A 25213-nucleotide genomic window follows, 5' to 3' on the forward strand; every position below is an offset into this window, starting at 1 on the left:
AGGCCGATAGCAGGATCAGTTCAGGAGGAATCAACCATGACTACCATCACTGCCACCATCGTCAATCCTTACCCTCTGTCGGCCCCCAAAACTGCTTCGACTGAAGCCGAAGGCAACAGCGCCAGCCCGCTGGCGCCGGTGGATGACAGCAAGGACGGTCAGGATAAGGAGCTGCGGGTCAACTCTGGCGATGCCAATATCGATGCGGTAAAGGCCGGTGGTGATCCGGTCAAGGCGCTGCAGAAACAGATCGAGCAGACCCAGAAAACCCTGACCGAACAGCAGGCCCAATTGGCCAATGTGCAGAAGGGCCAGGCCAGCGACGAACAGAAAGCCCAGCAGGTGATGGAAGTCCAGGCGCAGATCGCCGTGACCAACAGCACCTTGCAGGTGCTGCAGGCGGCTTTGCTGCAAGCCATGTTCAGCGTTGATGTGCATGCCTGAAACAGTCGTTGCTGACATTTAGCTGGTGTTATCTGTTCCGGCATAAAAAAGGCCCCAGGGAGTCGAGCTCCTCGGGGCCTTTCGCTTTTGGCAGCCTTTAGGCTGCCTTGGCCTGCTGCTCGCTCAAGGAGCGGTTCAGCGCACTGAACAGCGCCTTGAAGCTGGCGGTAGTGATGTTTTCGTCGATACCGACGCCGTGCACGGCGCGCTCACCGTTGACCCGCAGTTCGATGTAGGCCGCCGCCTTGGCGTTGGTGCCGGCGCCGATGGCGTGCTCGTTGTAGTCCATGATCTCCACCGGAACCGGCAGCCCGGCCACCAGCGCTTCCAGGGCACCGTTGCCCTTGCCGCGCCAGCTGAGGTTGGTCTCGCCCTGGCCCTTGCTCGAGACTTCCACTTCCACGGCGCTGTGCCCGTTCTCTTCCTGCAAGCGATGGCTGACCAGCGCGTAGGGGGTGTTGGCCTGCAAGTACTCGCTGTGCAACAGCGCGTGGATCTGCTGGGCGGTCATTTCCAGGCCCAGGCGGTCGGTTTCCCGCTGCACCACCTGGCTGAACTCGATCTGCATGCGGCGTGGCAAGCTGATGCCGTATTCCTGCTCGAGCAGGTAGGCGATACCACCCTTGCCCGACTGGCTGTTGACGCGGATCACCGCCTCGTAGCTGCGACCGATATCGGCCGGGTCGATCGGCAAGTACGGCACCTCCCACAAGCCATCGGCTTTCTGCTGGGCGAAGCCCTTGCGGATCGCGTCCTGGTGCGAGCCGGAGAACGCGGTGTGGACCAGGTCGCCGACATAAGGGTGACGCGGGTGCACGGCAATCTGGTTGCACTCTTCCACGACTTTGCGCACGCCGTCGATGTCGGAGAAATCCAGTTCAGGGTTTACACCCTGGGTGTAGAGGTTCAAGGCCACAGTGACCAGGTCGACGTTACCGGTACGTTCGCCGTTGCCGAACAGGCAGCCTTCGACACGGTCGGCGCCGGCCATCAGGCCCAGCTCGGTGGCGGCCACGCCCGTACCGCGGTCGTTGTGGGTGTGCAGGCTGATGAGCACGCTGTCACGACGGTTGATGTTGCGGCAGAACCACTCGATCTGGTCGGCGTAGATGTTCGGTGTGGCGACTTCAACGGTGGCCGGCAGGTTGAGGATCACCTTGTTGCTTGGCGTGGCGTTCCAGACTTCCACCACGGCGTCGCAGACTTCCTTGGCGAACTCCAGCTCGGTGGCGCTGAAGGTCTCTGGCGAGTACTCGAACTGCCACTGGGTTTCCGGTTGCTGGGCGGCGTATTTGACGAACAGCTTGGCCGCATTCACCGCGATCTCTTTCACACCGGCCTTGTCCTGGTTGAAGACAATGCGGCGGAACGAAGGGCTGGTGGCGTTGTACAGGTGGACGATGGCCTTTTTCGCACCACGCAAGGACTCGAAGGTGCGGGCGATCAAGTCTTCACGGGCCTGGGTCAATACCTGGATGGTGGTGTCGTCCGGAATGTGGCCGCCTTCGATCAGGGTGCGCACGAAGTCGAAGTCGGTTTGCGAAGCGGCCGGGAAAGAAGCTTCGATTTCCTTCACACCTACAGCCACCAGGGTCTTCCAGAAGCGCAGCTTCTTGACGGCATCCATCGGTTCGATCAACGACTGGTTGCCATCACGCAGGTCCGAACTGCACCAGATCGGCGCGCTGGTGATGGTTTTCGACGGCCAGGTACGGTCCGGCAAGTTGATGGTCGGGAACGCGCGGTACTTGGAGGATGGGTCTTTGAGCATGGTCATGGAGAAATCCTTATTGTCCGGGCCGAAAAGAGGCGGCCTGCCGGTGAGTCAAGAGTGAGGTTGACGCAGGGGGATGAGGCACCGCGATTCAGCCTGGCAGTCGTGCGCTGACGAGGCAGAGGCTCCGGTGTTGACGACGCTGAATGAGGGTGTGAGAGGTTTTCATGTGCTCAACCCTAACCACTGGGGTGAGAGATGGCAAGCAGTCGAAAAAAATTGAGAGGAATACTCGAAAACAAAGCTATATCGAGATTTTATGCTGGGTATTCTTTGAAAGAATACTAACGATTGCGCAGTCGAGTAGGGCTGCGCAATCCCTGTGGGCGTCGGCTCGCCGCTGAATCAATGCCTGATGCAGGCAAGCGGCGCTGCGCGATCAGGGCTGGAAGGCCCCGATAAAGATGGCCGGATCGACCCGCGCATCATTCAGGCTGACGTTCCAGTGCATATGCGGCCCGGTGGCGCGGCCGGTCGCCCCCACCTTGCCCACCACGGCGCCACGGGCCAGGGACTGGCCGATCTTCACGTCGATTTTCGACATGTGGCAGAACATGCTGATGAAGCCCTGGCCGTGGTCGACGAACACGGTGTTGCCGTTGAAGAAGTAGTTGCCGATCAGGATCACTTTGCCCGCCGCCGGGGTCTTGATCGGTGTGCCTGCCGGCACCGCGAAGTCCAGGCCCGCGTGAGGGTTGCGCTCTTCACCGTTGAAGAAACGGCGTACGCCGAACTTGCTCGACAGGGGGCCATTCACCGGCTTGTCCAACAGCAGGTTGCTTGGGGTGTTGGGGCTGAAGCTGCGGTAGGCGCGGATCTGTTCCGCCAACTCGCCGTCGATGCGCTTGAGGTCCGCCGGGTTCGGATTGACCTGGCGCTGGTTCTTCAGGGTGATGTGCTGCTCCGGGTATTTCTTGTTGCCGACCACGAAGTTCAGGCTGCGCCCGCCGGTGCTTACTTGTTGAGTGCCGGGCTTGACCGTCAGCGGGATGCCGACAATCGCCAGCCAGTTGTTCTGCTCCTTCACCACCAGCACCGGCTTGCCCTGGTAGCTGGCCTTGGGCGCCTGGGCGGCGCTGCCCAGGTCGACCACCGCTACGCCACCGGGTACGGGTTTGTTCAGCAGGCGGGTGATGTAGCTTTCGGCGTGAGCATTGAAGGCCAGGCACAGCAACAGCAGGGAGCAGAGAAAACGCGGCATGGATCAATCCAGTAGAGAAAGGGTGACGGGCGTCAGGTGGTTGTCTTCGACGCGTACTTGCAGTTCGCCTTCGCCCAGGCGGGCACTGAGGCGCTGGCCTGGGCGGGTCTGGCCGGCACTGCGAATGGCCTGCCCGCGATCGTCCAGCAGGATGCTGTAACCGCGCCCCAGGGTGGCCAAGGGGCTGACCACATGCAGGGTCTGCATCTGGCTGTGCAATTGCAGGCGGCGGCCCTTGAGGCCTTCGCGCATGGCCCGGGGCAGGCGTTCGGCCAGGCTGTCCAGGCGCTGGCGCAGCAGTGCCAGTTGCCGCCCTGGATGCTGGGCTCCGAGGCGGGTTTCCAGGCGGATCAAGCGTTCGCGACGGGTATTGAGGCTGCGCTCGAAGGCGCGGCGCAGGCGCATGTCCAGGTCGTCCAGGCGCTGTGCCTGCTGGCGCAGGCGTTCGCCGGGATGGCGCAGGCGTCGGGCCAGGCCGTCCAGGCGCAGCCGGTCGCGCACCAGCCGGTCGCGCATGCGCATCACCAGGCGTCGATGCAGGTTGTCGACCCGGCGTTGCAGGTCACTGGAATCGGGGGCCAGCAGTTCGGCTGCTGCGGAAGGCGTGGGCGCGCGAACGTCGGCCACGAAATCACTGATGGAGACGTCGGTTTCATGACCGACGGCGCTGACGATCGGTGTCACGCAGGCATCCACCGCACGGGCCACGGCTTCTTCGTTGAAGCACCAGAGGTCCTCCAGGGAGCCGCCGCCACGGGCCAGGATCAGCGCGTCGAAGCCCCGGGCGTCGGCCAGCTGCAGGGCCCGGACGATCTGCGCCGTAGCCTCGCGGCCCTGCACGGCGGTAGGGATCAGGGTCAGCACAACCTGCGGTGCGCGGCGCCGGAACACACTGATGATGTCGCGGATCACCGCGCCGGTGGGTGAACTGATGATGCCGATGCGTTGTGGATGGGCCGGCAGTGGCACTTTGCGTTCGGCGCTGAACAGCCCTTCGGCGCTCAGCTTGTCTTTCAGGGCATCGAAAGCCAGGCGCAGGGCGCCATCACCGGCCGGTTCCACGGTGTCGAGAATCAGCTGGTAGTCACCGCGCCCTTCGAACAGCGAGACCTTGCCCCGCACCTTGACCGCCAGGCCGTCCTTCAGCGCCTGGCGGACCCGCGCGGCGTTCTGCCGGAACAGTGCGCAGCGCACCTGGGCGCCGCTGTCCTTGAGGGTGAAGTACACATGGCCGGAGGCCGGGCGGGCGAGGTTGGAGATCTCGCCCTCCACCCAGATATTGCTGAACACGTCCTCGAGCAGCACCCGGGCGCGGCCGTTGAGCTGGGTGACGGTGAGGACCTCGCGGTCCAGGCCGAGTCGTGCGAAGGGATCTTTAATCATGGGGCGCAGTTTAAAGGCCTGTCTCTGAATGGAACAACGCAAATCAACTACAAGTGATTGCGAAAATGTTCGACGAATTGCGCCACCAGGGGCGTCGGCTCCTGTCGGTAGGCGAGGGCCACGGTGCTCTGGCAATCGGCATCCGCCAGCGGCAGGAAGCGGATGCTGGCCGGGGCGATGTCCTGCATCGACTCGGGCAGCAGGGCGATGCCGAAGCCGGCCTGGATCAGTTGCAATTGGGTGGTCTTGCGCGACATCACCCGCGCCGCCCTGGGAAAAAAGCCCTGGCGCATGCACAGCTCGGCCGAGAGGTAACTCAAGCCGCCCCGCTGGGGGTGGGGGATGGAGATGAAGGCTTCCTCGCGAAGCTGGGCCAGGTCGACGCCCCCGGCTGGAGGGGCCAGCGCCAGTGGGTGCTGAGGTGGCACCGCCAGCAGCAAGGGTTCGGCGAACAGGGGCGTGATCTGTACACCTGCCCGTTGACGTAACACCGGCAGGCGCAACAGGCCGATATCCAGGTGCCCCTGCGCCAACTCTTCCAGTTGCGCCTCGGAAGACAGCTTGGCGATGTCCATCGAGGCTCCAGGGCAATGCTGCAAGTAGCTGCCGATGCCCTGGAGTAGCCGGCCGCTCATGGGCACGGTGCTGGAGTGGCTCAGGCGCAAGGTGCCCAATTGCCCCAGGCCTACCTGAGTGGCCAGTTCGCTGGCCTTGTGCAATTCGCTCAGCAGGTTGCGTGCCTTGGGGAAAAACGCTTCACCGGCCGCCGTCAGCCGCGGCAGGCGCGCGGTGCGCTCGAACAGTGGGGTCTGCAATTGGTTCTCCAGCTCCTTGATCTGCCGGCTGAGGGCTGACTGGGCGACGAACAGGCGCTCGGCGGCGGCGCTGAAGCTGCCGCATTCGGCGATTTCCACGAAATAGCGCAGTTGGCGGGTCGAAATCACGAGGCATGCCTTTTTGCGATGAGTTGGCGACTTGGACGATATTAGTCGCAAGGCTCACTGCTGGCTAAAGTCACTGCGTATTCAACTGGGAAGTCGCAGCGATGAGCGTGGTAATCGAGGGTTTGAACCAGTGGTCTTTCGGCCCGGGCAGTTGGTTGGTGATCGGCCTGGGTATCGCGCTGGCGTACATAGTGTTCGGCATTGCCGGGTTCGGTACGGCGCTGGTGGCCGGGCCGGTGCTGATCCTGTTCATGCCGCTGTCGAAGATCGTGCCGCTGCTGGTGCTCCTGGATTTTGTCGCGGCCTTTGGCAACCTTCTGCCCTCGCGCAAGGATGTGGCCAGGCCGGAGTTGCTGCGCCTGTTGCCCTGCATGGCAGTAGGTTGCACCTTGGGGGTGATCTTCCTGCTCAACCTCAAATCCGATCTGTTGCTGCTATTGATGGGGCTGTTCATCAGTGCCTATGCCATCTACAGCCTGTGGGTGAAGGCGCGTCCGACCCAGCTGGCGGCCGGCTGGGCGGTGCCGATGGGGATTGTCGGTGGGCTGTTTGGCGCCCTCTTCGGCAGTGGCGGCTTTCTATATGCCATCTACCTGAACAGCCGCCTGCCCAAGGATCCGGCGCGGGCGACCCAGAGCGCGCTGATCAGTTGCAGCACCGTGGTGCGCTTGAGCCTGTTCGCCCTGGCCGGGGTCTATGCCGAGTTGCCGCTGCTGCTATTGGCGCTATGCCTGTTGCCGGCGATGGCCTTGGGGTTGTGGATTGGCCGCCGGCTGACGATGAAACTGTCCCGGGAGGCTTTTGTACGCCTGGTGACCTGGCTGGTGCTGGCCAGTGGCGTTGCCTTGATCGGCCGTTACCTGAGCACTTGACCTGCTGGGGCCAGGGATTAAGCTGCGGGCCTTTGAATTCGTTCGCCGGCAGGCCGGCTCCTACAATTGATGACAGGAGCCGGCTTGCCGGCGAAAGCGTGAGTACCGTCCCCGCATGTTCCAGGCTTATCCATGAACTCCCAAAGCATCCTCGTCCCGAAAATTTCCACCCTGCCGGTGCACGAGCCCCGGGCCCGGGCGATCGTGCGCTGGCTGGTGCGCAAGAACATCGTCGAGGAAAGCCTCAGCACCTGCGGGCGCACGGGCAATCGCATGGGGCACGCCATTGCCGCCGGGGCACGGGAGGTGGTGCTGCGGCCAGAGGCGCTGCCCTTCGGCGAGCCGATCAATGGCCTGGAAATCATCACCAAGCGCTGCATCTATACCCCGGCCAAGGGCTTTCTCGAGGAAGCGGGCTGTGCCGAGTGCCGGCAGGAAATCGGCGAAGCGCTGTTCGAAAGCCTGGAAGACTGGATGCCAGGGCGTACCGACAACTTCACCTGCCCCGAATGCGGCCATGAAGATGACATCAACGGCTTTCTGTTTCTTCAGGAATGCGGTTTTTCCAACTTGGGCTTTATCTTCAACAACTGGGCCGAAGCGGGTTTTAAACAGAGCTTTATCGACGAGTTCGCCGACTGGCTGGATCAGCCGATAAGTTGGGTCAAGGTCGAGTTGTAGCGCGCGGATATCTCCATCTATCACTCCAGCGATATTAGCCAGAGTTTTACATTGAGCCCGGGTAGCTGTCTGAGTATAATGGCGCGCTTCCATTTTCCCGCCCGGGAGCCCCCGCGATGCTGCGTATCAGCCAAGAAGCCCTCACCTTCGACGACATTCTCCTAGTGCCCGGTTATTCCGAAGTACTGCCTAATGAAGTCAGTCTTAAGACCCGTTTGACCCGTGGCATCGAGCTGAATATTCCACTGGTTTCCGCCGCCATGGACACCGTCACTGAAGCCCGTCTGGCAATCGCCATGGCTCAGGAAGGCGGCATCGGCATCATCCACAAGAACATGACCATCGAGCAGCAGGCTGCCGAAGTGCGCAAGGTCAAGCGTTTCGAAGCCGGTGTGGTCAAGGACCCGATCACCATCGAGGCCGACGCCACCGTGCGTGACCTGCTCGAACTGACCAGCATGCATAACATCTCCGGTGTGCCGGTACTGCACAACGGCGACCTGGTGGGCATCGTGACTTCCCGCGACGTGCGTTTCGAAAGCCGTCTGGAAGTCAGCGTCCGTGAAGTGATGACGCCTAAAGAGCGCCTGGTCACGGTCAAGGAAGGCGCCGACAAGACCGCCGTCCGCGAGCTGCTGCACAAGCACCGCATCGAGCGTGTACTGATCGTCGACGACGCCTTCGCTCTCAAGGGCATGATGACCGTCAACGATATCGAGAAAGCCAAGGCTTACCCTCTGGCCAGCAAGGACGACCAGGGTCGCCTGCGCGTCGGCGCTGCGGTCGGTACTGGCAAGGACACTGGCGATCGCGTTGCTGCGCTGGTCAATGCCGGTGTCGACGTGGTGGTGGTGGACACCGCCCACGGTCACTCCAAAGGCGTGATCGACCGCGTTCGCTGGGTCAAGGAGAACTTCCCGCAAGTGCAGGTGATCGGCGGCAACATCGCCACTGGCGCTGCTGCCAAGGCCCTGGCCGAAGCTGGCGCCGACGCAGTCAAGGTCGGTATCGGCCCGGGCTCGATCTGCACCACCCGTATCGTTGCCGGTGTTGGCGTGCCGCAAATCAGCGCCATCGCCAATGTTGCAGCGGCGCTGGTAGGCACTGGCGTGCCGCTGATCGCCGACGGCGGTATCCGGTTCTCCGGTGACCTGTCCAAGGCCATCGTCGCCGGTGCTTCCTGCGTGATGATGGGTTCGATGTTCGCCGGTACCGAAGAGGCTCCAGGCGAGATCGAGCTGTTCCAGGGCCGCTCCTACAAGGCTTACCGTGGCATGGGTTCCCTGGGCGCCATGTCCCAGGCCCAGGGCTCTTCCGACCGCTACTTCCAGGACTCCTCCGCGGGTGCCGAGAAGCTGGTGCCGGAAGGTATCGAAGGTCGCGTGCCGTACAAGGGCACCCTGACCGCGATCATCCATCAGCTGATGGGCGGCCTGCGTTCTTCCATGGGCTACACCGGTAGCGCCAACATCGAAGAAATGCGCACCAAGCCGGAGTTTGTCCGCATCACCGGTGCCGGCATGGCTGAATCCCACGTCCACGACGTGCAGATCACCAAGGAAGCGCCAAACTATCGCGTAGGTTGATAGTGATCGCCTCCAGGCCAAGGCCCGGAGGCGATTGACGAATTTAGTAACCGGGGCTGTGTTTTTCAGCCCCGTGTCGTTTCTGAAATTAGACGAGACTGACCATGGCCCTCGACATTCACGCTCACCGTATCCTGATCCTCGACTTCGGTTCCCAGTACACCCAACTGATCGCCCGCCGTGTGCGCGAGATCGGGGTCTACTGCGAACTGCATCCGTTCGACATGGACGACGAAGCGATCCGCGAATTCGCTCCCAAAGGCGTCATCCTCGCCGGCGGCCCCGAATCCGTGCACGAAGCCAACAGCCCTCGCTGCCCGCAGGCGGTGTTTGACCTGGGCGTCCCGGTCTTCGGCATCTGCTACGGCATGCAGACCATGGCCGAGCAGTTGGGCGGCAAGGTCGAAGGTTCCGAGCTGCGTGAATTCGGCTATGCCCGGGTTGATGTAGTCGGCAAGAGCCGCCTGCTGGACGGCATCGAAGACCACGTCGACGCCGACGGCCTGTTCGGCCTAGACGTTTGGATGAGCCACGGTGACAAGGTCACCAAGATGCCGGAAGACTTCCACATCCTGGCCAGCACCCCGAGCTGCCCGATTGCCGGCATGTTCAACGACGACCTGCGCTACTACGGCGTGCAGTTCCACCCGGAAGTGACCCACACCAAGCAGGGCGGTCGCATCCTGTCGCGCTTCATCCTCGACATCTGCGGCTGTGAAGCGCTGTGGACCCCGTCGAAGATCGCCGAGGACGCCATTGCCCAGATCCGTGCCCAGGTGGGCACCGACAACGTGCTGCTGGGCCTGTCCGGCGGTGTCGACTCCTCGGTGGTCGCGGCCCTGCTGCACAAGGCCATCGGCGACCAGCTGACCTGCGTCTTCGTCGACAACGGCCTGCTGCGCCTGCACGAAGGCGAGCAAGTAATGGCCATGTTCGCCGAGAACATGGGTGTCAAGGTGATCCGCGCCAACGCCGAGGAGCAGTTCCTCAATAACCTGGCCGGCGAAGCCGACCCGGAGAAGAAGCGCAAGATCATCGGCCGTACCTTCATCGACGTGTTCGATGCCGAATCCTGCAAGCTGGAAAACATCAAGTACCTGGCCCAGGGCACCATCTACCCGGACGTGATCGAGTCGGCTGGCGCGAAAAGCGGCAAGGCCCACGTGATCAAGTCGCACCACAACGTGGGCGGCCTGCCGGAAGAAATGAACCTCAAGCTGGTCGAGCCACTGCGCGAGCTGTTCAAGGACGAAGTCCGTCGTCTGGGCCTGGAACTGGGCCTGCCGTACGACATGGTCTACCGTCACCCGTTCCCGGGCCCGGGCCTGGGTGTGCGCATCCTTGGTGAAGTGAAGAAGGAATACGCCGACCTGCTGCGTCGCGCCGACCACATCTTCATCGAAGAGCTGCGCAAGGCCGACTGGTACCACAAGGTCAGCCAGGCATTCGTGGTGTTCCAGCCGGTGAAATCCGTGGGCGTGGTAGGTGATGGCCGTCGTTACGCCTGGGTCGTGGCCCTGCGCGCCGTGGAAACCATCGACTTCATGACCGCACGTTGGGCGCACCTGCCTTACGAACTGCTGGAAACCGTCAGCGGCCGGATCATCAACGAGATCGAAGGCATCTCCCGCGTCACCTACGACGTGTCGAGCAAGCCGCCGGCCACGATTGAGTGGGAATGATCGGGGCCGAGTGATCGGCGCTTGATCCATTCGCGTTAGCCAATGGCGATCGGGACCTTCGGGTGTCGATCGCCATTGTCGTTTCTAGGGGATTGCCTGCGGTACACATCGGCATTTGTGTTGCAGGACCTTTGGAAGCGGCGCTTTTTCGGCTTCCGGCAATATCACGTAAGACATGCTCGGCCCCTTGTCCTGGGCTTCTCTCTACCCTTGGATCTCCCCCCGCCTGTTTTTGCTGCGGCTTGTTCGCGGCGGGGTTTGATCGGAGGGTACAAGGTTGTCGGTTGACAACCTTGTGTGACTGGCGATACTGGAGGCTATGGATGGCTCGTGCAACTCATCCCAAGAAGGACATTGAAATGGCCCTGCGCTACGCCGAATGGCAGGGCTGGCGCATCGAGGTCGGCGGTGGTCATGCCTGGGGGCGGATCTACTGTCCGTACAACAACGAAGTGTGTCGCTGTGGCGAGTTTTGCATCACCAGCGTATGGCGCACGCCGAAGAATCCGACCCAGCACGCCCGGGCGTTATGCCGGGTGATCGATAACTGCACCCTGAACCAGCTGCGTGGAGCCAAGTCGCCGGCAGCCCGCAAGGAGTAAGCACCATGGAATACCTGTTCACCCTCAACTACCTGCTGCCGCTGGAGGGCTGTGATCCGCTGCAACTGGTGGAGCGCCTCGGTGCGGCGGGTTGCACCGACGTCCTGGTGGGCACCGGCCTGGCCGGGCGCCTGGCCCTGGAGTTCAGTCGCGAGGCCGAGAGCGCCGAGGCGGCGCTGCTCAGTGCCCTGGCGGATATCAAGCGGATCATTCCCGAAGCGCGGCTGGTGGAGGCCAGCCCGGATTTTGTCGGCCTCAGCGAGATCGCCGAGATCGTCGGCGTGTCCCGGCAGAACATGCGCAAGCTGATGCTCGGCCATGCCGACAGCTTTCCCCTGGCGATCCATGAAGGCAGCGCTTCGCTGTGGCACTTGGCGGAGGTCCTGAGCTGGCTGGACAGCAAGGGCGGCTACGCCCTCAAGCACCCGGTGATCGAGGTGGCGCGGGTGGCGCAGCAGGTGAACACCGCCAAGGAGTCGCAGCGCATCGGCCCCCTCAGCGGTGAACTGGTGGCCTTGCTGGGCTGATGGGGCAGGGTGGGGCTTAGCGCCGCGCCACGTCGGAGAAGTAGAACTTGTCCAGGGTGTGCCGTGATTCGGTGTACTCGAACTGGCGCCCGTCCTGGAGAAAGGTCTGGTTGCTCACCACGATCACGTGGCTCTGGCCGTCCAGGTCGAGCAACTGCTGGTCGTCCTTGCTCCGCGGGCTGGCCTCGATGGTGCGTTGGGCGTAGCTGATGCTCAATTGCAGGGTTTGTTCGATGTAGGCATAGATCGACTGCTCGGCGATCTGCCGGTCCAGCCCTGGAATCAGATCGGCGACAAAGTGGTTGATGTCGAGAATCACCCGTTTGCCGTCAATGCGCCTGACCCGCTTGATCCGGGTGATCAGGCTGCCTTCTTCGGCTTGCAGATGGGCCCGCAGCGGGCCTTCGAGAGGAAACTGGCTGAACTCCACCACCTCGGTGCTGACGTCATCCCCCAGGCCTGGATAGGTTTCCTGGAAGCTGACGATGCCGCCCAGTTGGAACTCGATGGGATTGGGCGAGAGCACGAAGGTGCCCTTGCCGTGGATCTTCTGCGCGAAGCCGCGCTCCTGCAGCAGTTCGATGGCCTTGCGCACGGTGCCGCGGCTGGCCTGGTAGCTGTCCATCAGTTCGCTTTCCGAAGGCAGGCGGGCGCCACGCTCCAGACGTTCGGTGGTGATGCTGGCAAGCAGATCGCTGTAGATCTGGTTGTATTTGCTCATGGGATGGCTCTGTGCCGCGCTGTGCTCAAGGCAGGCACCTTAAGGGCTGCGCGGGGTATTTGTCCATGTACCTGGCAGGCCGGAGTCGGCTCGGAAAAGCACATTTCGAGCGTTGGCTCGAAGAAAAATCCAAACTCGTCTGTACGAGTTGTTGATTTAACTCGTACAGACGAGTAGTTTCCTCCTCGGCGTGCTGCCAATAACAAAAATCTCAGGTGGAAGAACGAGCATGAGCCACGACTATTCAACGATCGCCAGCGAGTTGCTGCACAGCCTCGGTGGCGCCGACAACCTCGAGCAGGCTGCCCATTGCGTGACCCGCCTGCGCCTGGCCCTGAAGGACCCGAGCCGGGTCGACAGCGCCACGCTCAACCAGATCGACCTGGTCAAGGGATCGTTCTTCACCGGCGGCCTGTTCCAGGTCGTGATCGGCCCCGGCGAAGTGGAAAAGGTCTATGCGGCGCTGCGTGAGCAGACTGGCCTTGCGGCCTCGACCATTGCCGATGTGAAGGACAAGGGCGCGCAGAAGACCCACGCCATGCAGCGCCTGGTGCGGGTGTTCTCCGATGTGTTCATGCCTATCCTGCCGGCCCTGATCATCGCCGGCCTGCTGATGGGGGTGAACAACCTGCTGGGTGCCAAGGGCATGTTCATCGAGGGCCAGACCCTGCTCGAGGCCTATCCGGGCCTGGACGGGCTGTGGAGCCTGATCAACCTGATGGCCAACACTTCCTTCGTGTTCCTGCCGGCCCTGGTGGGCTGGTCGGCGGCCAAGCGCTTCGGCGGCAGCGAGATCCTCGGCATCGTCCTGGGGCTGATGCTGGTGCACCCGGATCTGCTCAACGCCTGGAACTACGGCAAGGCCGTGGCCGGGCTGGATGGCCAGAGCCTGCCGTACTTCGACATCCTCGGCCTGTTCCAGATCGAGAAGGTCGGCTACCAGGGGCAGATCCTGCCGATCCTGCTGGCAGCCTATGTGATGAGCGTGATCGAAAAATGGCTGCGGGCCCGGGTGCCCAACGCCATTACCCTGCTGGTGGTGCCCATCACCACCATCGTGGTCACCGGGGTGCTGGCCCTGGCGATCATCGGCCCGGTGACCCGCCATCTGGGGATCCTGATCACCGAAGGCGTGGTCACCCTGTTCGACCTGGCGCCGGTGGTGGGTGGGGCGATCTTTGGCCTGCTCTATGCGCCGCTGGTGATCACCGGCATGCACCACATGTTCCTGGCGGTCGATCTGCAACTGATCTCCACCCAGGGCGGCACCTTTATCTGGCCCATGATCGTCATGTCCAACCTGGCCCAGGGCAGCGCGGCCCTGGCGGTGTTCACCATGAGCCGCAATGCCCGGGACCGCAGCATGGCTTCGACCTCGGCGATCTCGGCCTATTTCGGCATCACCGAGCCGGCGATGTTCGGCGTCAACCTGCGCTACAAGTTTCCGTTCTATGCCGCGCTGATCGGTTCGGCCCTGGGCAGCATCTTCCTCTCGCTGAACAAGGTCCAGGCCTCGGCTATCGGCGTCGGTGGGCTGCCGGGGTTCATCTCGATCATTCCGCAATACATCCCGATGTTCGTGATCGGCATGGTCGTCGCCCTGGTGGTGCCTTTCGTCCTGACCTGCGGCCTGAGCCTGAAGATCATCCGTCCCGGCTACCGAGTGGCCTGACCGGCCCTGCAGGAGCCGGCTCGCCGGCGAATGCCCTCGCACTTTCCAAAGGATTCCCCCATGCAAGACTGGCAGCGTTCGGTGATCTACCAGATCTACCCGAAAAGTTTTCACAGCCACCAAGGGCAGGCCACCGGCGACCTGCTGGGAGTGGTGGACAAGCTCGACTACCTGCACTGGCTGGGGGTCGATTGCCTGTGGCTGACCCCGTTCCTGCGTTCGCCGCAACGCGACAACGGCTATGACATCAGCGACTACTACGCCATCGACCCCAGCTACGGCAGCATGGCCGACTGCGAGTTGCTGATCGCCGAGGCCGGCAAGCGCGGGATCAAGCTGATGCTGGACATCGTGGTCAACCACACCTCCATCGAGCACGCCTGGTTCCAGCAGGCCCGCAGCAGCCTGGACAACCCCTACCGGGACTTCTACATCTGGCGCGATGAGCCCAACAACTGGGAGTCCAAGTTCGGCGGCTCGGCCTGGGAATACGAAGCGCAGACCGGCCAGTACTACCTGCACCTGTTCGACCACACCCAGGCCGACCTCAACTGGGACAACCCACGGGTGCGCGCCGAAGTCTTCAAGATGATGCGCTTCTGGCGGGACAAGGGCGTCGGCGGCTTTCGCCTCGACGTGATCAACCTCATCTCCAAGCCTGCGGACTTCCCCGAGGACCAGAGCGATGGCCGGCGCTTCTATACCGATGGCCCGAACGTTCATGAGTACTTGCAGGAAATGCATCGGGAAGTGTTCGCCGGCCATGACCTGGTGAATGTCGGCGAGATGTCGTCCACCCGCCTGGAACACTGCATCCGCTACTCGAACCCGGAGTCGAAGGAGCTGTCCATGACCTTCAACTTCCATCACCTGAAGGTGGATTACCCCAATCAGCAGAAGTGGCTGCGAGCCGATTTCGACTTCCTCGAGCTCAAGCGCATCCTGTCCGACTGGCAGTGCGGCATGCAGGCCGGTGGCGGCTGGAATGCGCTGTTCTGGTGTAACCACGATCAGCCCCGGGTGGTATCGCGCTTTGGCGACGACGGCGAACACCGTGTGGTGTCGGCGAAGATGCTGGCCACCGCATTGCACCTGCTGCAGGGCACGCCCTTTGTCTATCAGGGCGAAGAGCTGGGCATGACCAATCCGCATTTCCAGCGCATCGAGCAGTATCGCGACGTCGAGACCCTGAACATCTACCGCCTCAAGCGCGAGGCCGGTGAAGAGCCGCAGGCCATCATGGCGGCGATCCAGCAGAAGTCCCGGGACAACGGGCGTACGCCAATGCAGTGGAATGCCGGGGCCAATGCCGGTTTCAGCAGCGGCACCCCCTGGATCGAGGTTGCGGCCAACGCTGGCCAGATCAATGTCCAGGCACAGCTCGACGACCCGCAATCAGTGCTGCACCACTATCGCCAATTGATCGCGTTGCGCCGTGAGCAGGGTTTGATCCAGCACGGCGTCTATCGCCAATTGCTGCCCGAGCATCCGCAGGTCTGGGCCTACGTGCGGGAAGGGCAGGGCGAGCGACTGCTGGTGGTGAACAACTTCTACGGTTCGCCGTGCGAGGTTGAATTGCCGCAGGAGGTCATCGAGCCGGGCATGCAGCAGCGTCTGCTGATCAGCAACTACCCGGGGGATGGCGCCCGCAGCCGGCATTTGCGGCTGCGGCCCTATGAGTCCTTCGTCCTGCACCTGACCGACTGCTGACAATCCTCGCAGAAGCTGCCGGGCGGTTTGCGTCTGCCGTGAATGCGCTGTTGCAGATACAGCGCAGGGCTTCGTTCGTCGGCAAGCCGGCTTCTGCGGATCGAAATATCACAATAAAAATAATGGGGTGGCTTATGAAAACAACAATAAATCGCGGCCTGGCGGCGTCCTGCCTGTGCCTGGCATTGCCCTTTCCGGCCCAGGCCCTGGAGTTCGCCGGCTACCTGCGCAGCGGCCTTGGCACTTCGGTCAACAGCGGCCCGCAGTCCTGCTTTCAGCTACCCGGCGCGCCCTCCAAGTACCGCCTGGGCAACGAGTGCGAGCAGTACGCCGAGCTTGAGCTGCGCCAGGACCTGTACACCCTGGAGGACGGTTCGGTACTCAGCGTCGACGGCATGGCCTCGCTCTACAACCGCTACGACCGCAACCTGACCTTCCAGGGCGAGAACGGCTCGGCGCGCATGCCGCAGATGTACGCCCAGTGGTCGAACCTGCCCAGCCTCAATGGCGGCTCGCTGTGGGCCGGGCGCCGTTACTACAAGCGTAACGACATCCATATTTCCGACTTCTACTACTGGAACCAGAGCGCCACCGGCGGCGGGGTCGAGGACGTGCGCATCGGCGATCTGAAATACAGCTACGCCTTTTCCCGCAAGGACAACCTCTACCAGAAGCAGGCCGTGAGCCGTCACGACTTCAACGTTGCCGGCTTCCAGACCAACCCCGGCGGCGAGCTGGAGCTGGGCCTGAGTTACCTGGAAAAGCCCGATCGCCGTGGTGCCCACAATGGCTGGGCGATCACCACCCAGCATGTGCAGAAAGACTTCTTCGGCGGCAAGAACAAACTGGCCCTGCAATACGGTGAGGGGCCCGGTACCGGCCTGGGCTACACCGGCAATCCCTACCTGGATGACGGCAACAAGAGCTATCGCCTGGTGGAGTTCTTCGATTGGCAGGTCACCCCGCGCTTCGGCGGCCAGGTAGAGGCGGTCTATCAGAAGGACATTCGCCCCGACGGCCAGGACCAGAACTGGATCTCCCTGGGTGTGCGCCCGGCCTATGCCATCACCGAACAGTTCAAGCTGGTGACCGAGTTTGGTCATGATCAGGTGGAGGCGCCCGGGGGCACCCGCAAACTCAGCAAGTTCACCTTCGCGCCCACCTGGTCACCCAAGGGGCCGGAGTTCTGGGCGCGGCCCGAGGTGCGCCTGTATTACACCTATGCCAGTTGGAACGAGGCCGCCAAACGCGCGGCCAACGAACTGGCGGCCGGCTCCGCGCTGTCCGACAGTGGTGTCTTCGGCACTGCCCGACACGGGGCGAACGTCGGTTTGCAGGTCGAGTACTGGTGGAAATAAGCGATGCTGTCGGGGCTCGCGCTCCATCGGCACTTCAAGGAATCATTAGCAGGTGACGTCATGGCCATAACCCAACCCTTGCAATTGCTCGCGCCCCTGTCCGGGGTGCTGCTGCCCCTGGACCAGGTTCCGGATCCGGTGTTTTCCAGCCGGGTGATCGGTGACGGCGTGTGCATCGACCCGACTTCCCAGACCCTCTGTGCGCCTCTGTCCGGGGTGGTCAGCAACCTGCAGCACAGCGGCCATGCAGTGAGCATCACCGGTGAACAGGGCCAGCAGGTGCTGATGCACATCGGGCTGGACACGGTGAACCTCGCGGGCAAGGGCTTCACCTGTCTGGTCGAGGAGGGGCAGCAGGTCTCGGCAGGCCAGCCGCTGATCGAGTTCGATGCTGATTATCTGGCCCGGCACGCGCGCAGCCTGTTGACCCTGATGCTGGTGGTCAGTGGCGAGGCGGTGACGGGACTGGTGTCCGGCAGCCTGCTGGTGGAGCTGGGACAGCCGGTGTTGCAGATCGAGCCCGCCTGCGCAGAGGAAGGGGCCAAGGTCGAGGGCGCTGAAGCAGAGGCGCTGTTTTCCAAACCGCTGATCCTGGGCAACCCCCAGGGGCTGCACGCACGTCCGGCGGCGTTGCTGGCCCAGGCCGCCAAGGGCTTTGCCGCGAATATCTGCCTGCACCGGCGCCAGGACTCGGCCAATGCCAAGTCCCTGGTGTCGATCATGGCGTTGCAGACGGTGCAGGGCGATGTCTTGCAGGTCAGTGCTGCGGGTGCGGATGCCGAGCGGGCGATCCAGGTTCTGGTGGAGCTGCTGGCCTCGGGTTGTGGCGAGAAAGTCAGTGCTGCGGCGCCGAGTCCTGAGCCAGTAGCGGTGCGGGATGAGTCGTTGGAGACGGTTCTGCGGGGTGTCTGTGCGTCACCGGGTTCGGCGGTCGGCCAGGTGGTCCATGTGGCTGAGCAGCGCCTGCAGATAAGCGAGTGGGCGGCAAACCCGCAGCAGGAGCGTGAAGTCCTTGAGCGGGCCTTGCGAGAGGCGGTGCGGGGCCTGCAACAGCTGCGGGACAATGCCCCGGGTGAAGCACAGCAGGAAATCTTCCGTGCCCACCAGGAGCTCCTCGACGACCCGAGCCTGTTGCAGCAGGCTCAAGCCCTGATCGTCGCCGGCAAGAGCGCCGCCTTTGCCTGGAACAGTGCCATCGAGGTTACCGCCGAGCTGTTCAAGGGCCTGGGCAGCACGCTGCTGGCTGAACGCGCGGTGGATCTGGCGGACGTCGGCCAACGGGTGCTCAAGCTGATTCTCGGGGTGCAAGAGCATGCCGTGAGCTTGCCGGACCAGGCCATTCTGATTGCCGAGCAACTGACCCCCTCGCAGACCGCCAGCCTGGACACGGCCAAGGTGCTGGGGTTTGCCACCGTCGGCGGCGGCGCCACCAGCCACGTGGCGATTCTCGCCCGAGCCCTGGGCCTGCCGGCGATCTGTGGGCTGTCGCCCCGGGTCCTGTCCCTGGCCAACGGCACCCGGGTGTTGCTGGATGCCGATCGCGGAGAACTGCATACGGACCCTGACCCGCAACGCTTGCAGCAACTGGAGGCCCTGCGTCAGCAGCAACGCCTGCGCCAGCGTCAGGACCTGGCCCAGGCGGCGCAACCGGCGGTGACCCGCGATGGTCATCATCTGGAGGTCACGGCCAACATTGCCTCTCTGGCGGAGGCCGAGCAGGCCATGAGCCTGGGAGGCGAGGGCGTCGGCCTGTTGCGTTCGGAGTTCCTCTACCAGGACCGCAGCCACGCCCCCAGCCTGGAGGAGCAGGCTGAAACCTATCGGGCCATCGCCCAGGCCCTGGGCCCTGAGCGCAATCTGGTGGTGCGCACCCTGGACGTGGGCGGCGACAAGCCCCTGGCCTATGTGCCCATGGACAGTGAAGCCAACCCCTTTCTCGGCCTGCGGGGCATCCGCCTGTGCCTGGAGCGCCCCGAACTGCTGCGGGAGCAGTTCCGGGCGATTCTCTCCAGCGCCGGGCAGGCACGCCTGCACATCATGTTGCCCATGGTCAGCCAGCTGGCGGAGCTGCGTCAGGCGCGGCAGCTACTGGATGACGAGGTTCGGGCCCTGGGCCTGGCGGAAAGGCCCAAGTTGGGCATCATGATCGAGGTGCCTTCGGCGGCCCTGATGGCAGACCGCTTTGCTCCGGAGGTGGATTTCTTCTCCATCGGCACCAACGACCTGACCCAGTACACCCTGGCCATGGACCGTGATCATCCGCGCCTGGCCAGTCAGGCCGACAGCTTCCACCCGTCGGTGCTGCGCCTGATCGCGCGAACGGTGCAGGCCGCCCATGCCCACGGCAAGTGGGTCGGAGTCTGTGGTGCACTGGCGTCCGAAACCCTGGCAGTGCCGCTGTTGCTGGGCCTGGGGGTGGACGAACTGTCGGTGAGCGTGCCGTTGATTCCGGCCATCAAGGCCCGGGTACGCGAGCTGGATCTGAGCGAATGCCAGGCGCTGGCAGCTCGGATCATCGATCTGGAGGACGCGGTTCAGGTACGTGAATACCTGCACAAGCAGCAAGTCGCAGCCGATTCACTGGTTCTGGAGAACTGAAAATGTTCGAGAAATTGCAACGCGCGTTCTGGAAATCCCTGACTCCGGACCTGATCCCTGATCAGCCGAAGGCCCCCAGGGCCAACGGCAATGTTCTGAATGATGCAATGCTGGCGGCGCTGGGTGGCAGCGCCAACATCAAGAGCCAGCAACCCCTGGCCCTGACCCGCCTGCGCCTTGAGCTGCATGATCCGCAACTGCTGGACAGCAGCGCCCTGCGCGTGGCGGGGGTACCGGCGGTGATGCCCCTGGCCGGTGGCGTGGTGCACCTGCTGTTGGGGTTGCAGGGCTGAGGGGCCTGTTCGCCGGCCAACCGGCTCCTGCAAGAGCAACGGGCTTGCCAGCGAGCAGACTCTCGAAAACACCCATCGTTTCCCCGTCTCGCCTGCGTCCCGTCGCCGCGCCGGCCTTACTGTTTCTCAACTGCGGGTGTATCGTATTCGCCTTTTGCGGGCCTGGGCCCGCGGCTGATACGTGAGGTAGTTGAGTCCATGTCCTTTACCCGTCGACAAATACTCGGTGGTCTGGCCGGTCTGGTAGTGGTGGGCGTGGGGGTGGGCGGCGCATCGCGTTATTGGCTGGGAAAGATGGCTGACGCTGAGGCGGGGCACGATTACGAGCTGATCGCCGCGCCACTGGACGTGGAGCTGGTGCCTGGGCACAAGACCGAGGCCTGGGCCTTCGGCCCTTCAGCGCCCGGTACCGAACTGCGGGTGCGCCAGGGCGAATGGCTGCGGGTACGCTTCATCAACCACCTGCCGGTGGCCACCACCATCCACTGGCACGGCATCCGCCTGCCCCTGGAAATGGACGGCGTGCCTTACGTCTCGCAACTGCCGGTGCTGCCCGGCGAATACTTCGACTACAAGTTCCGCGTGCCGGATGCCGGCAGCTACTGGTATCACCCCCATGTGAACAGCAGTGAAGAACTGGGTCGCGGCCTGGTGGGCCCGCTGATCATCGAAGAACGCGAACCCACCGGCTTCAAGTACGAGCGCACCCTGAGCCTGAAAAGCTGGCACGTGGATGAAGAGGGCGCGTTCATGCCCTTCAGCATCCCTCGGGAGGCGGCGCGCGGTGGTACGGCCGGGCGCCTGTCCACCATCAACGGTGTGTCCCAGGCGGTGATCGACCTGCCGGCCGGGCAGATCACCCGGGTGCGCCTGCTGAACCTGGACAACACCCTGACCTACCGCATCAACATCCCGGATGTCGAAGCGCAGATCTACGCCCTGGACGGCAACCCCATCGAGCCGCGCCCCTTGGGCAAGGAATACTGGCTGGGCCCGGGCATGCGCATCTGCCTGGCGATCAAGGCGCCGGCGGCCGGTGTGGAGTTGTCCCTGCGCAACGGACCGGTGCGCCTGGGCACTTTGCGCTCGGTGGCCAACAACGACGCGCCCACCCAGTGGCCCGCCGCCTTGCCGGCCAACCCCGTGGCCGAGCCGGATCTCGACAACGCCGAGAAGCTCAACTTCAATTTCGAATGGGTTGGCTCGGTCTCGGTGAACGTGGACAATGGCAAGCCGCCTAGCCTGTGGCAGATCAACGGCCAGGCCTGGGACATCACCGACAAGACCTGCGCCGACCGCCCGATTGCCACCCTGAAAAAGGGCAAGAGCTACATTTTCGAATTGAAGAACATGACCCAGTACCAGCACCCGATCCACTTGCACGGCATGAGCTTCAAGGTCATCGCCTCGAACCGCAAGAAGATCACCCCCTACTTCACCGACACCTACCTGCTGGGCAAGAACGAGCGTGCCCGGGTCGCCCTGGTGGCGGATAACCCGGGGGTCTGGATGTTCCACTGCCACGTGATCGACCACATGGAAACCGGCCTTATGGCCGCCATCGAGGTGGTGTGATGCGCCAGATACGCCCGGCGCCGATCATCGACCGCAGCCGCGACCAGGACTTCATGCGTGAAGCCCTGGCCCTGGCCGCGCAGGGCGCTGCCCTGGGCGAGGTGCCGGTTGGCGCGGTGCTGGTGCTGGATGGGCAGGTCATCGGCCGTGGCTACAACTGCCCCATCAGCGGCAGCGATCCCAGCGCCCACGCCGAGATGGTGGCGATCCGCGAAGCGGCCCAGGCGGTGAGCAACTATCGCCTGCCCGGCAGCACCCTGTACGTGACCCTTGAACCTTGCAGCATGTGCGCCGGGCTGATCGTCCATTCGCGCATTGCCCGGGTGGTGTACGGCGCACTGGAACCCAAGGCCGGCATTGTGCAGAGCCAGGGGCAGTTCTTCACCCAAGGGTTTCTCAACCATCGGGTGCTATACGAGGGCGGGGTGCTGGCCGAGGAGTGCGGCACGGTGCTGAGCGAGTTCTTCAAGGCACGTCGAGCGCGCTGATCGCAAACCGGTTCGCGGCCTACACAAAACCGTAGGAGCCGGCTTGCCGGCGAAGAGGCCCTTGAGCCTTGCGCCGCTCTGGCGGGCGCCTTCGCTGGCAAGCGGAACGCCGCCCGGCCAGCTCCTGCGGGGGAAGGCGGGTTATTTCTTGGCGACAATCACCGCGCGCATCGGCGCCGGCAGGCCCTCGATGGTCTTGCTGTGATCGTTGGGGTCCAGGAAGTCGCTCAGGGACTGATACTTCATCCACTCGGTGCCGCGCTGTTCCTCGATGCTGGTCACGCTCACATCCACACAACGCACATCGCTGAAACCGGCGCGTCGCAGCCACAGTTCCAGGGCCGGTACGGACGGCAGGAACCATACGTTGCGCATCTGCGCGTAGCGGTCTTCCGGTACCAGCACCTGGTGCTGGTCGCCTTCCACCACCAGGGTTTCCAACACCAGTTCACCGCCCTTGACCAGGCAGTCCTTGAGCGCCAGCAGGTGCTCGATGGGCGAACGGCGGTGGTAGAACACCCCCATGGAAAACACCGTGTCGAAGCCTTCCAGGTTGGCCGGCAGGTCTTCGAAGGGGAAGGGCAGGTGCCACACCGAAGGCTCCGACAAGTAACGCTGCACCGCCTGAAACTGGCAGAAGAACAGCCAGTTGGGGTCGACGCCGATCACGCTGTGGGCGCCGGCGCCAAGCATGCGCCACATGTAGTAGCCATTGCCGCAGCCGACATCGAGGATGCGCTTGCCCTCAAGGTCCAGGTGCGGAGCGACCCGCGACCACTTCCAGTCCGAACGCCATTCGGTGTCCACGTGCACGCCGAACAGGTCGAACGGGCCCTTGCGCCACGGCGACAGGCCCATCAGTGCTGTGCGCATCTGCGCCCGAGTGGCGTCGTCGCAGTCGGTGTCCAGGCGCAGGCCATTGATCAGGTCGGTTTCGCTGGGCTGGATCTTCGGCAATGCATCCAGGGCGCTTTGCCAGCGCTCCAGGTCGCCATGGCCTTTTTCCATCTTGGCGTCGAGCTGGGCTTGCAGCCCATTGGCCCAGGTGGCCAGGGGCGTACCCGCCAGACGGCGAGCGAGGGGGGACAGATCAATCATGGCAGGGCAATCAACGAGGCAAAGTTAAGGCATTGGAACCACGGCACGACTTTCGAGAACCCGGCAGCCAGCAGGCGTTCGCGGTGTTCTTCGAGGCTGTCGGGCTTCATGACGTTTTCGATGGCACTGCGCTTCTGGGCGATTTCCAGTTCGCTGTAGCCGTTGGCGCGCTTGAAGGCGATGTGCAGGTCGGTGAGCAGGGCGTGTTCCTGGTCATCGTTGAAGCGCAGCTTCTCCGAGAGGATCAGCGCGCCACCGGGCAGCAGTGACTGGCGGATGCGCCCCAGCAGGGCCAGACGCTGCTCGGGGGCGATGAACTGCAGGGTGAAGTTCAGCGCCACCACCGAGGCCGGCTGGAATTCCAGGGCCAGGATATCGCCCTCGATCACCTGCACCGGCAGCAGCTCCTGGAACATCGAATCCTGGCCGTTGAGGTATTCCCGGCACCGTTCGACCATGGCTGCGGAGTTGTCCACCGCGATGACCCGGCAGCCATCCGTGCGCACATGGCGGCGCAGGGCCTGGGTCACCGCCCCCAGGGAAGAGCCCAGGTCGTAGAGCACGCTGTTGGGCTGGGCGAACTGCGCCGCCAGCACCCCGAGGTTCTCGACAATGGTCGGGTAACCCGGCACCGAGCGCTTGATCATGTCCGGGAACACCCGCACCACATCCTCGTTGAAGGCGAAGTCGGGCACCTGGGCCAGTGGCTGGGCGAAAAGGCGGTCGGGTTCTTTGCTCACGGCGGTTCCGGCGATGGAGATAAAAAGAGGGCGGCATTGTAGCCGCTGCCGCAGGCTGCGATAAGGCCCGCAGGGCCTTCAGGGGCTCAAGGGCGACGCAAGGTGTGGTCCTTTCGCCGGCAAGCCGGCTCCTACGGAGAGTAGGGACCGGCCTGCCGGCGCAGGCGGCTCAGCGCGGCTTCTGGCTGAACGCCGAAGCGGCAATGCCCCACTGGCCCAGCCAGTAGAAAATGATGATCAGGTAGGGCGCGGCGTCGAAGGCCAGCACGAAGCGGCTGATGCCGATCAGGCTGTCGGAGAAGGCAAAGCTCAGGGCGCCCAGCGCTGCCAGTACCGCGGACCGCGTGGGCACCGCTGAGCCGAGGCGTGCCAGGGCGCGCCAGAGCATGGCGCTGATGGTCAGGGCGTAGACGATCACCGGCACCAGCAACGGCCCCAGGCCGTGGGAGATCAGGATGCTCAACAGCACCGCGCCAATGGCCAGTGCCACCAGCAAGGGCAGCAGCGCCGGGCGCCGGCAGTCACTGAGGTAGGCCTTGAGGTAGGCCAGGTGCGCCACCAGGAAGGCTCCGAGACCGAACACGAACAGGTCCGTGGGCCAGGCCAGCAGGACATCCCCCAGCACCGAGAACAGCAGGCCGATGATGATCCAGCGCCGGTAGTCCCCGGGCGGTGCATCGTGCAGCCAGCCCAGCAGGGCCAACACCGGCAGTGGCTTGACCAGCAGGCAGAGCAGGGTGGCATGCACGCTGACGCCGTAGAGGAAGGTCGCGGCGCCCATCAGCGCCAGTATCAGCCAGCCCATGTCAGTTCACCGTGATCGAGCAGTCGAAGGCCTTCACCGGGGCCTCTTCCGGTGCCCAGGGTTGCTGGTAGGTCAGCAGCAGCCGGCCCTGGCCGCTGGCGAAGGCCTGGAAACGCCAGGTCGACTGCCCGCCACTGCCCACCAGGCCGGTGTCTTCGGGGTTGCTGTAGACCTCGGGGCTGACCTTGCGCAGGATGCCGCCGGCCGAATCCTGGATCGCCCAGCGATAACCGGTGGTGGGGTTGCTTGGCAGGGTGAGGATCAGGTTCTGCCCACTGTGCAGTTGCAGCGGGCATTCACTCTGGTTTTCAACGGTGACGTTCTGCTTGGGCTGGCTGGCGCAAGCGGTCAGCAGGGCGAGGCTGAGCAGGGCAAGAAGGCGGGGTGTGGGCATGGGTCAGGAAGCTCCGATCATTCATGACGAACGGCGAGCATAACTGAAGATGATGGGCGGTGTGG

General features: G+C 63.5%; 23 protein-coding genes. 14 read left to right on the plus strand and 9 right to left on the minus strand.

The features are described from left to right. The first annotated feature begins 36 nt into the window (after positions 1–36). On the plus strand, positions 37–444 hold the full coding sequence (locus tag AC07R1_RS19635) for a hypothetical protein (protein ID WP_011063200.1): 408 nt from the start codon (positions 37–39) through the stop codon (positions 442–444). Positions 445–541: 97 nt separating this feature from the next. On the opposite strand, the gene leuA is transcribed toward AC07R1_RS19635, so the two are convergent. From leuA to AC07R1_RS19655, 4 genes are all read right to left on the minus strand, one after another. Next, complete coding sequence (gene leuA / locus AC07R1_RS19640) at positions 542–2221, minus strand: 2-isopropylmalate synthase (protein WP_011063199.1); 1680 nt, start codon at positions 2219–2221, stop codon at positions 542–544. Positions 2222–2597: 376 nt separating this feature from the next. Next, positions 2598–3419: a peptidoglycan DD-metalloendopeptidase family protein gene (locus AC07R1_RS19645; RefSeq protein WP_495110864.1), complete on the minus strand. Its 822-nt coding sequence runs from the start codon at positions 3417–3419 to the stop codon at positions 2598–2600. A gap of 3 nt (positions 3420–3422) precedes the next feature. Further along, a complete protein-coding gene (xseA, locus tag AC07R1_RS19650) occupies positions 3423–4802 on the minus strand; it encodes an exodeoxyribonuclease VII large subunit (protein WP_011063197.1) in 1380 nt (459 codons plus the stop codon). Between the two features lie 47 nt (positions 4803–4849). Beyond that, the gene (locus AC07R1_RS19655; protein ID WP_495110865.1) at positions 4850–5746 is read right to left on the minus strand and encodes a LysR family transcriptional regulator; all 897 of its coding nucleotides are present in this window, start codon (positions 5744–5746) and stop codon (positions 4850–4852) included. Between the two features lie 101 nt (positions 5747–5847). On the opposite strand from AC07R1_RS19655, the gene AC07R1_RS19660 reads away from it, so the two are divergent. From AC07R1_RS19660 to AC07R1_RS19685, 6 genes are all read left to right on the plus strand, one after another. Then, entirely contained in the window at positions 5848–6618 is a 771-nt protein-coding gene (locus tag AC07R1_RS19660) for a sulfite exporter TauE/SafE family protein (protein ID WP_011063195.1), read from the plus strand. Between the two features lie 132 nt (positions 6619–6750). Further along, complete coding sequence (locus AC07R1_RS19665; protein ID WP_011063194.1) at positions 6751–7299, plus strand: hypothetical protein; 549 nt, start codon at positions 6751–6753, stop codon at positions 7297–7299. A gap of 116 nt (positions 7300–7415) precedes the next feature. Beyond that, positions 7416–8885, plus strand: a complete 1470-nt coding sequence (gene guaB / locus AC07R1_RS19670; RefSeq protein WP_015636874.1) for an IMP dehydrogenase — start codon at positions 7416–7418, stop codon at positions 8883–8885. Positions 8886–8989: 104 nt separating this feature from the next. Further along, positions 8990–10567 (plus strand): glutamine-hydrolyzing GMP synthase, encoded by a 1578-nt coding sequence (guaA, locus tag AC07R1_RS19675; protein ID WP_011063192.1) that lies wholly within the window; start codon positions 8990–8992, stop codon positions 10565–10567. 323 nt (positions 10568–10890) lie between these two features. Beyond that, positions 10891–11169, plus strand: coding sequence for a hypothetical protein (locus tag AC07R1_RS19680; protein WP_026019975.1), 279 nt, complete (start codon positions 10891–10893; stop codon positions 11167–11169). A 5-nt stretch (positions 11170–11174) separates the two neighbouring features. Further along, a complete protein-coding gene (locus AC07R1_RS19685; RefSeq protein ID WP_161466614.1) occupies positions 11175–11696 on the plus strand; it encodes a helix-turn-helix transcriptional regulator in 522 nt (173 codons plus the stop codon). Positions 11697–11712: 16 nt separating this feature from the next. Here the strand turns inward: AC07R1_RS19685 and treR are convergent, their stop codons facing one another. Next, positions 11713–12417 carry a trehalose operon repressor gene (gene treR, locus AC07R1_RS19690; protein WP_011063188.1) on the minus strand — a complete coding sequence of 235 codons (705 nt, stop codon included), beginning with the start codon at positions 12415–12417 and terminating at the stop codon, positions 11713–11715. A gap of 229 nt (positions 12418–12646) precedes the next feature. Between treR and treP the strand changes: the two genes are divergently transcribed. The 7 genes from treP (at position 12647) to tadA (ending at position 22111) form a co-directional block, all read left to right on the plus strand. Then, a complete protein-coding gene (gene treP / locus AC07R1_RS19695) occupies positions 12647–14089 on the plus strand; it encodes a PTS system trehalose-specific EIIBC component (RefSeq protein ID WP_011063187.1) in 1443 nt (480 codons plus the stop codon). 60 nt (positions 14090–14149) lie between these two features. After that, positions 14150–15799: an alpha,alpha-phosphotrehalase gene (treC, locus tag AC07R1_RS19700; protein WP_495110866.1), complete on the plus strand. Its 1650-nt coding sequence runs from the start codon at positions 14150–14152 to the stop codon at positions 15797–15799. 134 nt (positions 15800–15933) lie between these two features. Continuing rightward, the gene (locus AC07R1_RS19705; RefSeq protein ID WP_011063185.1) at positions 15934–17157 is read left to right on the plus strand and encodes a maltoporin; all 1224 of its coding nucleotides are present in this window, start codon (positions 15934–15936) and stop codon (positions 17155–17157) included. Positions 17158–17217: 60 nt separating this feature from the next. Then, positions 17218–19755 (plus strand): phosphoenolpyruvate--protein phosphotransferase, encoded by a 2538-nt coding sequence (gene ptsP, locus AC07R1_RS19710; RefSeq protein ID WP_495110867.1) that lies wholly within the window; start codon positions 17218–17220, stop codon positions 19753–19755. 2 nt (positions 19756–19757) lie between these two features. Then, positions 19758–20048 carry a PTS sugar transporter subunit IIB gene (locus AC07R1_RS19715; RefSeq protein WP_495110868.1) on the plus strand — a complete coding sequence of 97 codons (291 nt, stop codon included), beginning with the start codon at positions 19758–19760 and terminating at the stop codon, positions 20046–20048. Between the two features lie 198 nt (positions 20049–20246). Further along, positions 20247–21623, plus strand: a complete 1377-nt coding sequence (locus AC07R1_RS19720; protein WP_065365261.1) for a multicopper oxidase family protein — start codon at positions 20247–20249, stop codon at positions 21621–21623. After that, positions 21623–22111: a tRNA adenosine(34) deaminase TadA gene (gene tadA, locus AC07R1_RS19725; RefSeq protein ID WP_011063181.1), complete on the plus strand. Its 489-nt coding sequence runs from the start codon at positions 21623–21625 to the stop codon at positions 22109–22111. The genes AC07R1_RS19720 and tadA overlap by 1 nt, the downstream gene beginning before the upstream one ends. A gap of 141 nt (positions 22112–22252) precedes the next feature. On the opposite strand, the gene cmoB is transcribed toward tadA, so the two are convergent. From cmoB to AC07R1_RS19745, 4 genes are all read right to left on the minus strand, one after another. Further along, the gene (gene cmoB, locus AC07R1_RS19730; RefSeq protein WP_495110869.1) at positions 22253–23209 is read right to left on the minus strand and encodes a tRNA 5-methoxyuridine(34)/uridine 5-oxyacetic acid(34) synthase CmoB; all 957 of its coding nucleotides are present in this window, start codon (positions 23207–23209) and stop codon (positions 22253–22255) included. After that, the gene (gene cmoA, locus AC07R1_RS19735) at positions 23206–23949 is read right to left on the minus strand and encodes a carboxy-S-adenosyl-L-methionine synthase CmoA (RefSeq protein WP_011063179.1); all 744 of its coding nucleotides are present in this window, start codon (positions 23947–23949) and stop codon (positions 23206–23208) included. Before cmoA ends, cmoB begins: the two co-directional genes overlap by 4 nt. 169 nt (positions 23950–24118) lie before the next feature. Then, positions 24119–24754: a lysoplasmalogenase gene (locus AC07R1_RS19740; protein WP_011063178.1), complete on the minus strand. Its 636-nt coding sequence runs from the start codon at positions 24752–24754 to the stop codon at positions 24119–24121. 1 nt (position 24755) lies between these two features. After that, complete coding sequence (locus AC07R1_RS19745) at positions 24756–25148, minus strand: protease inhibitor I42 family protein (RefSeq protein WP_125062137.1); 393 nt, start codon at positions 25146–25148, stop codon at positions 24756–24758. Positions 25149–25213: the final 65 nt, after the last annotated feature.

The sequence above is a fragment of the Pseudomonas sp. GW821-FHT07F01 genome, from assembly GCF_059418825.1.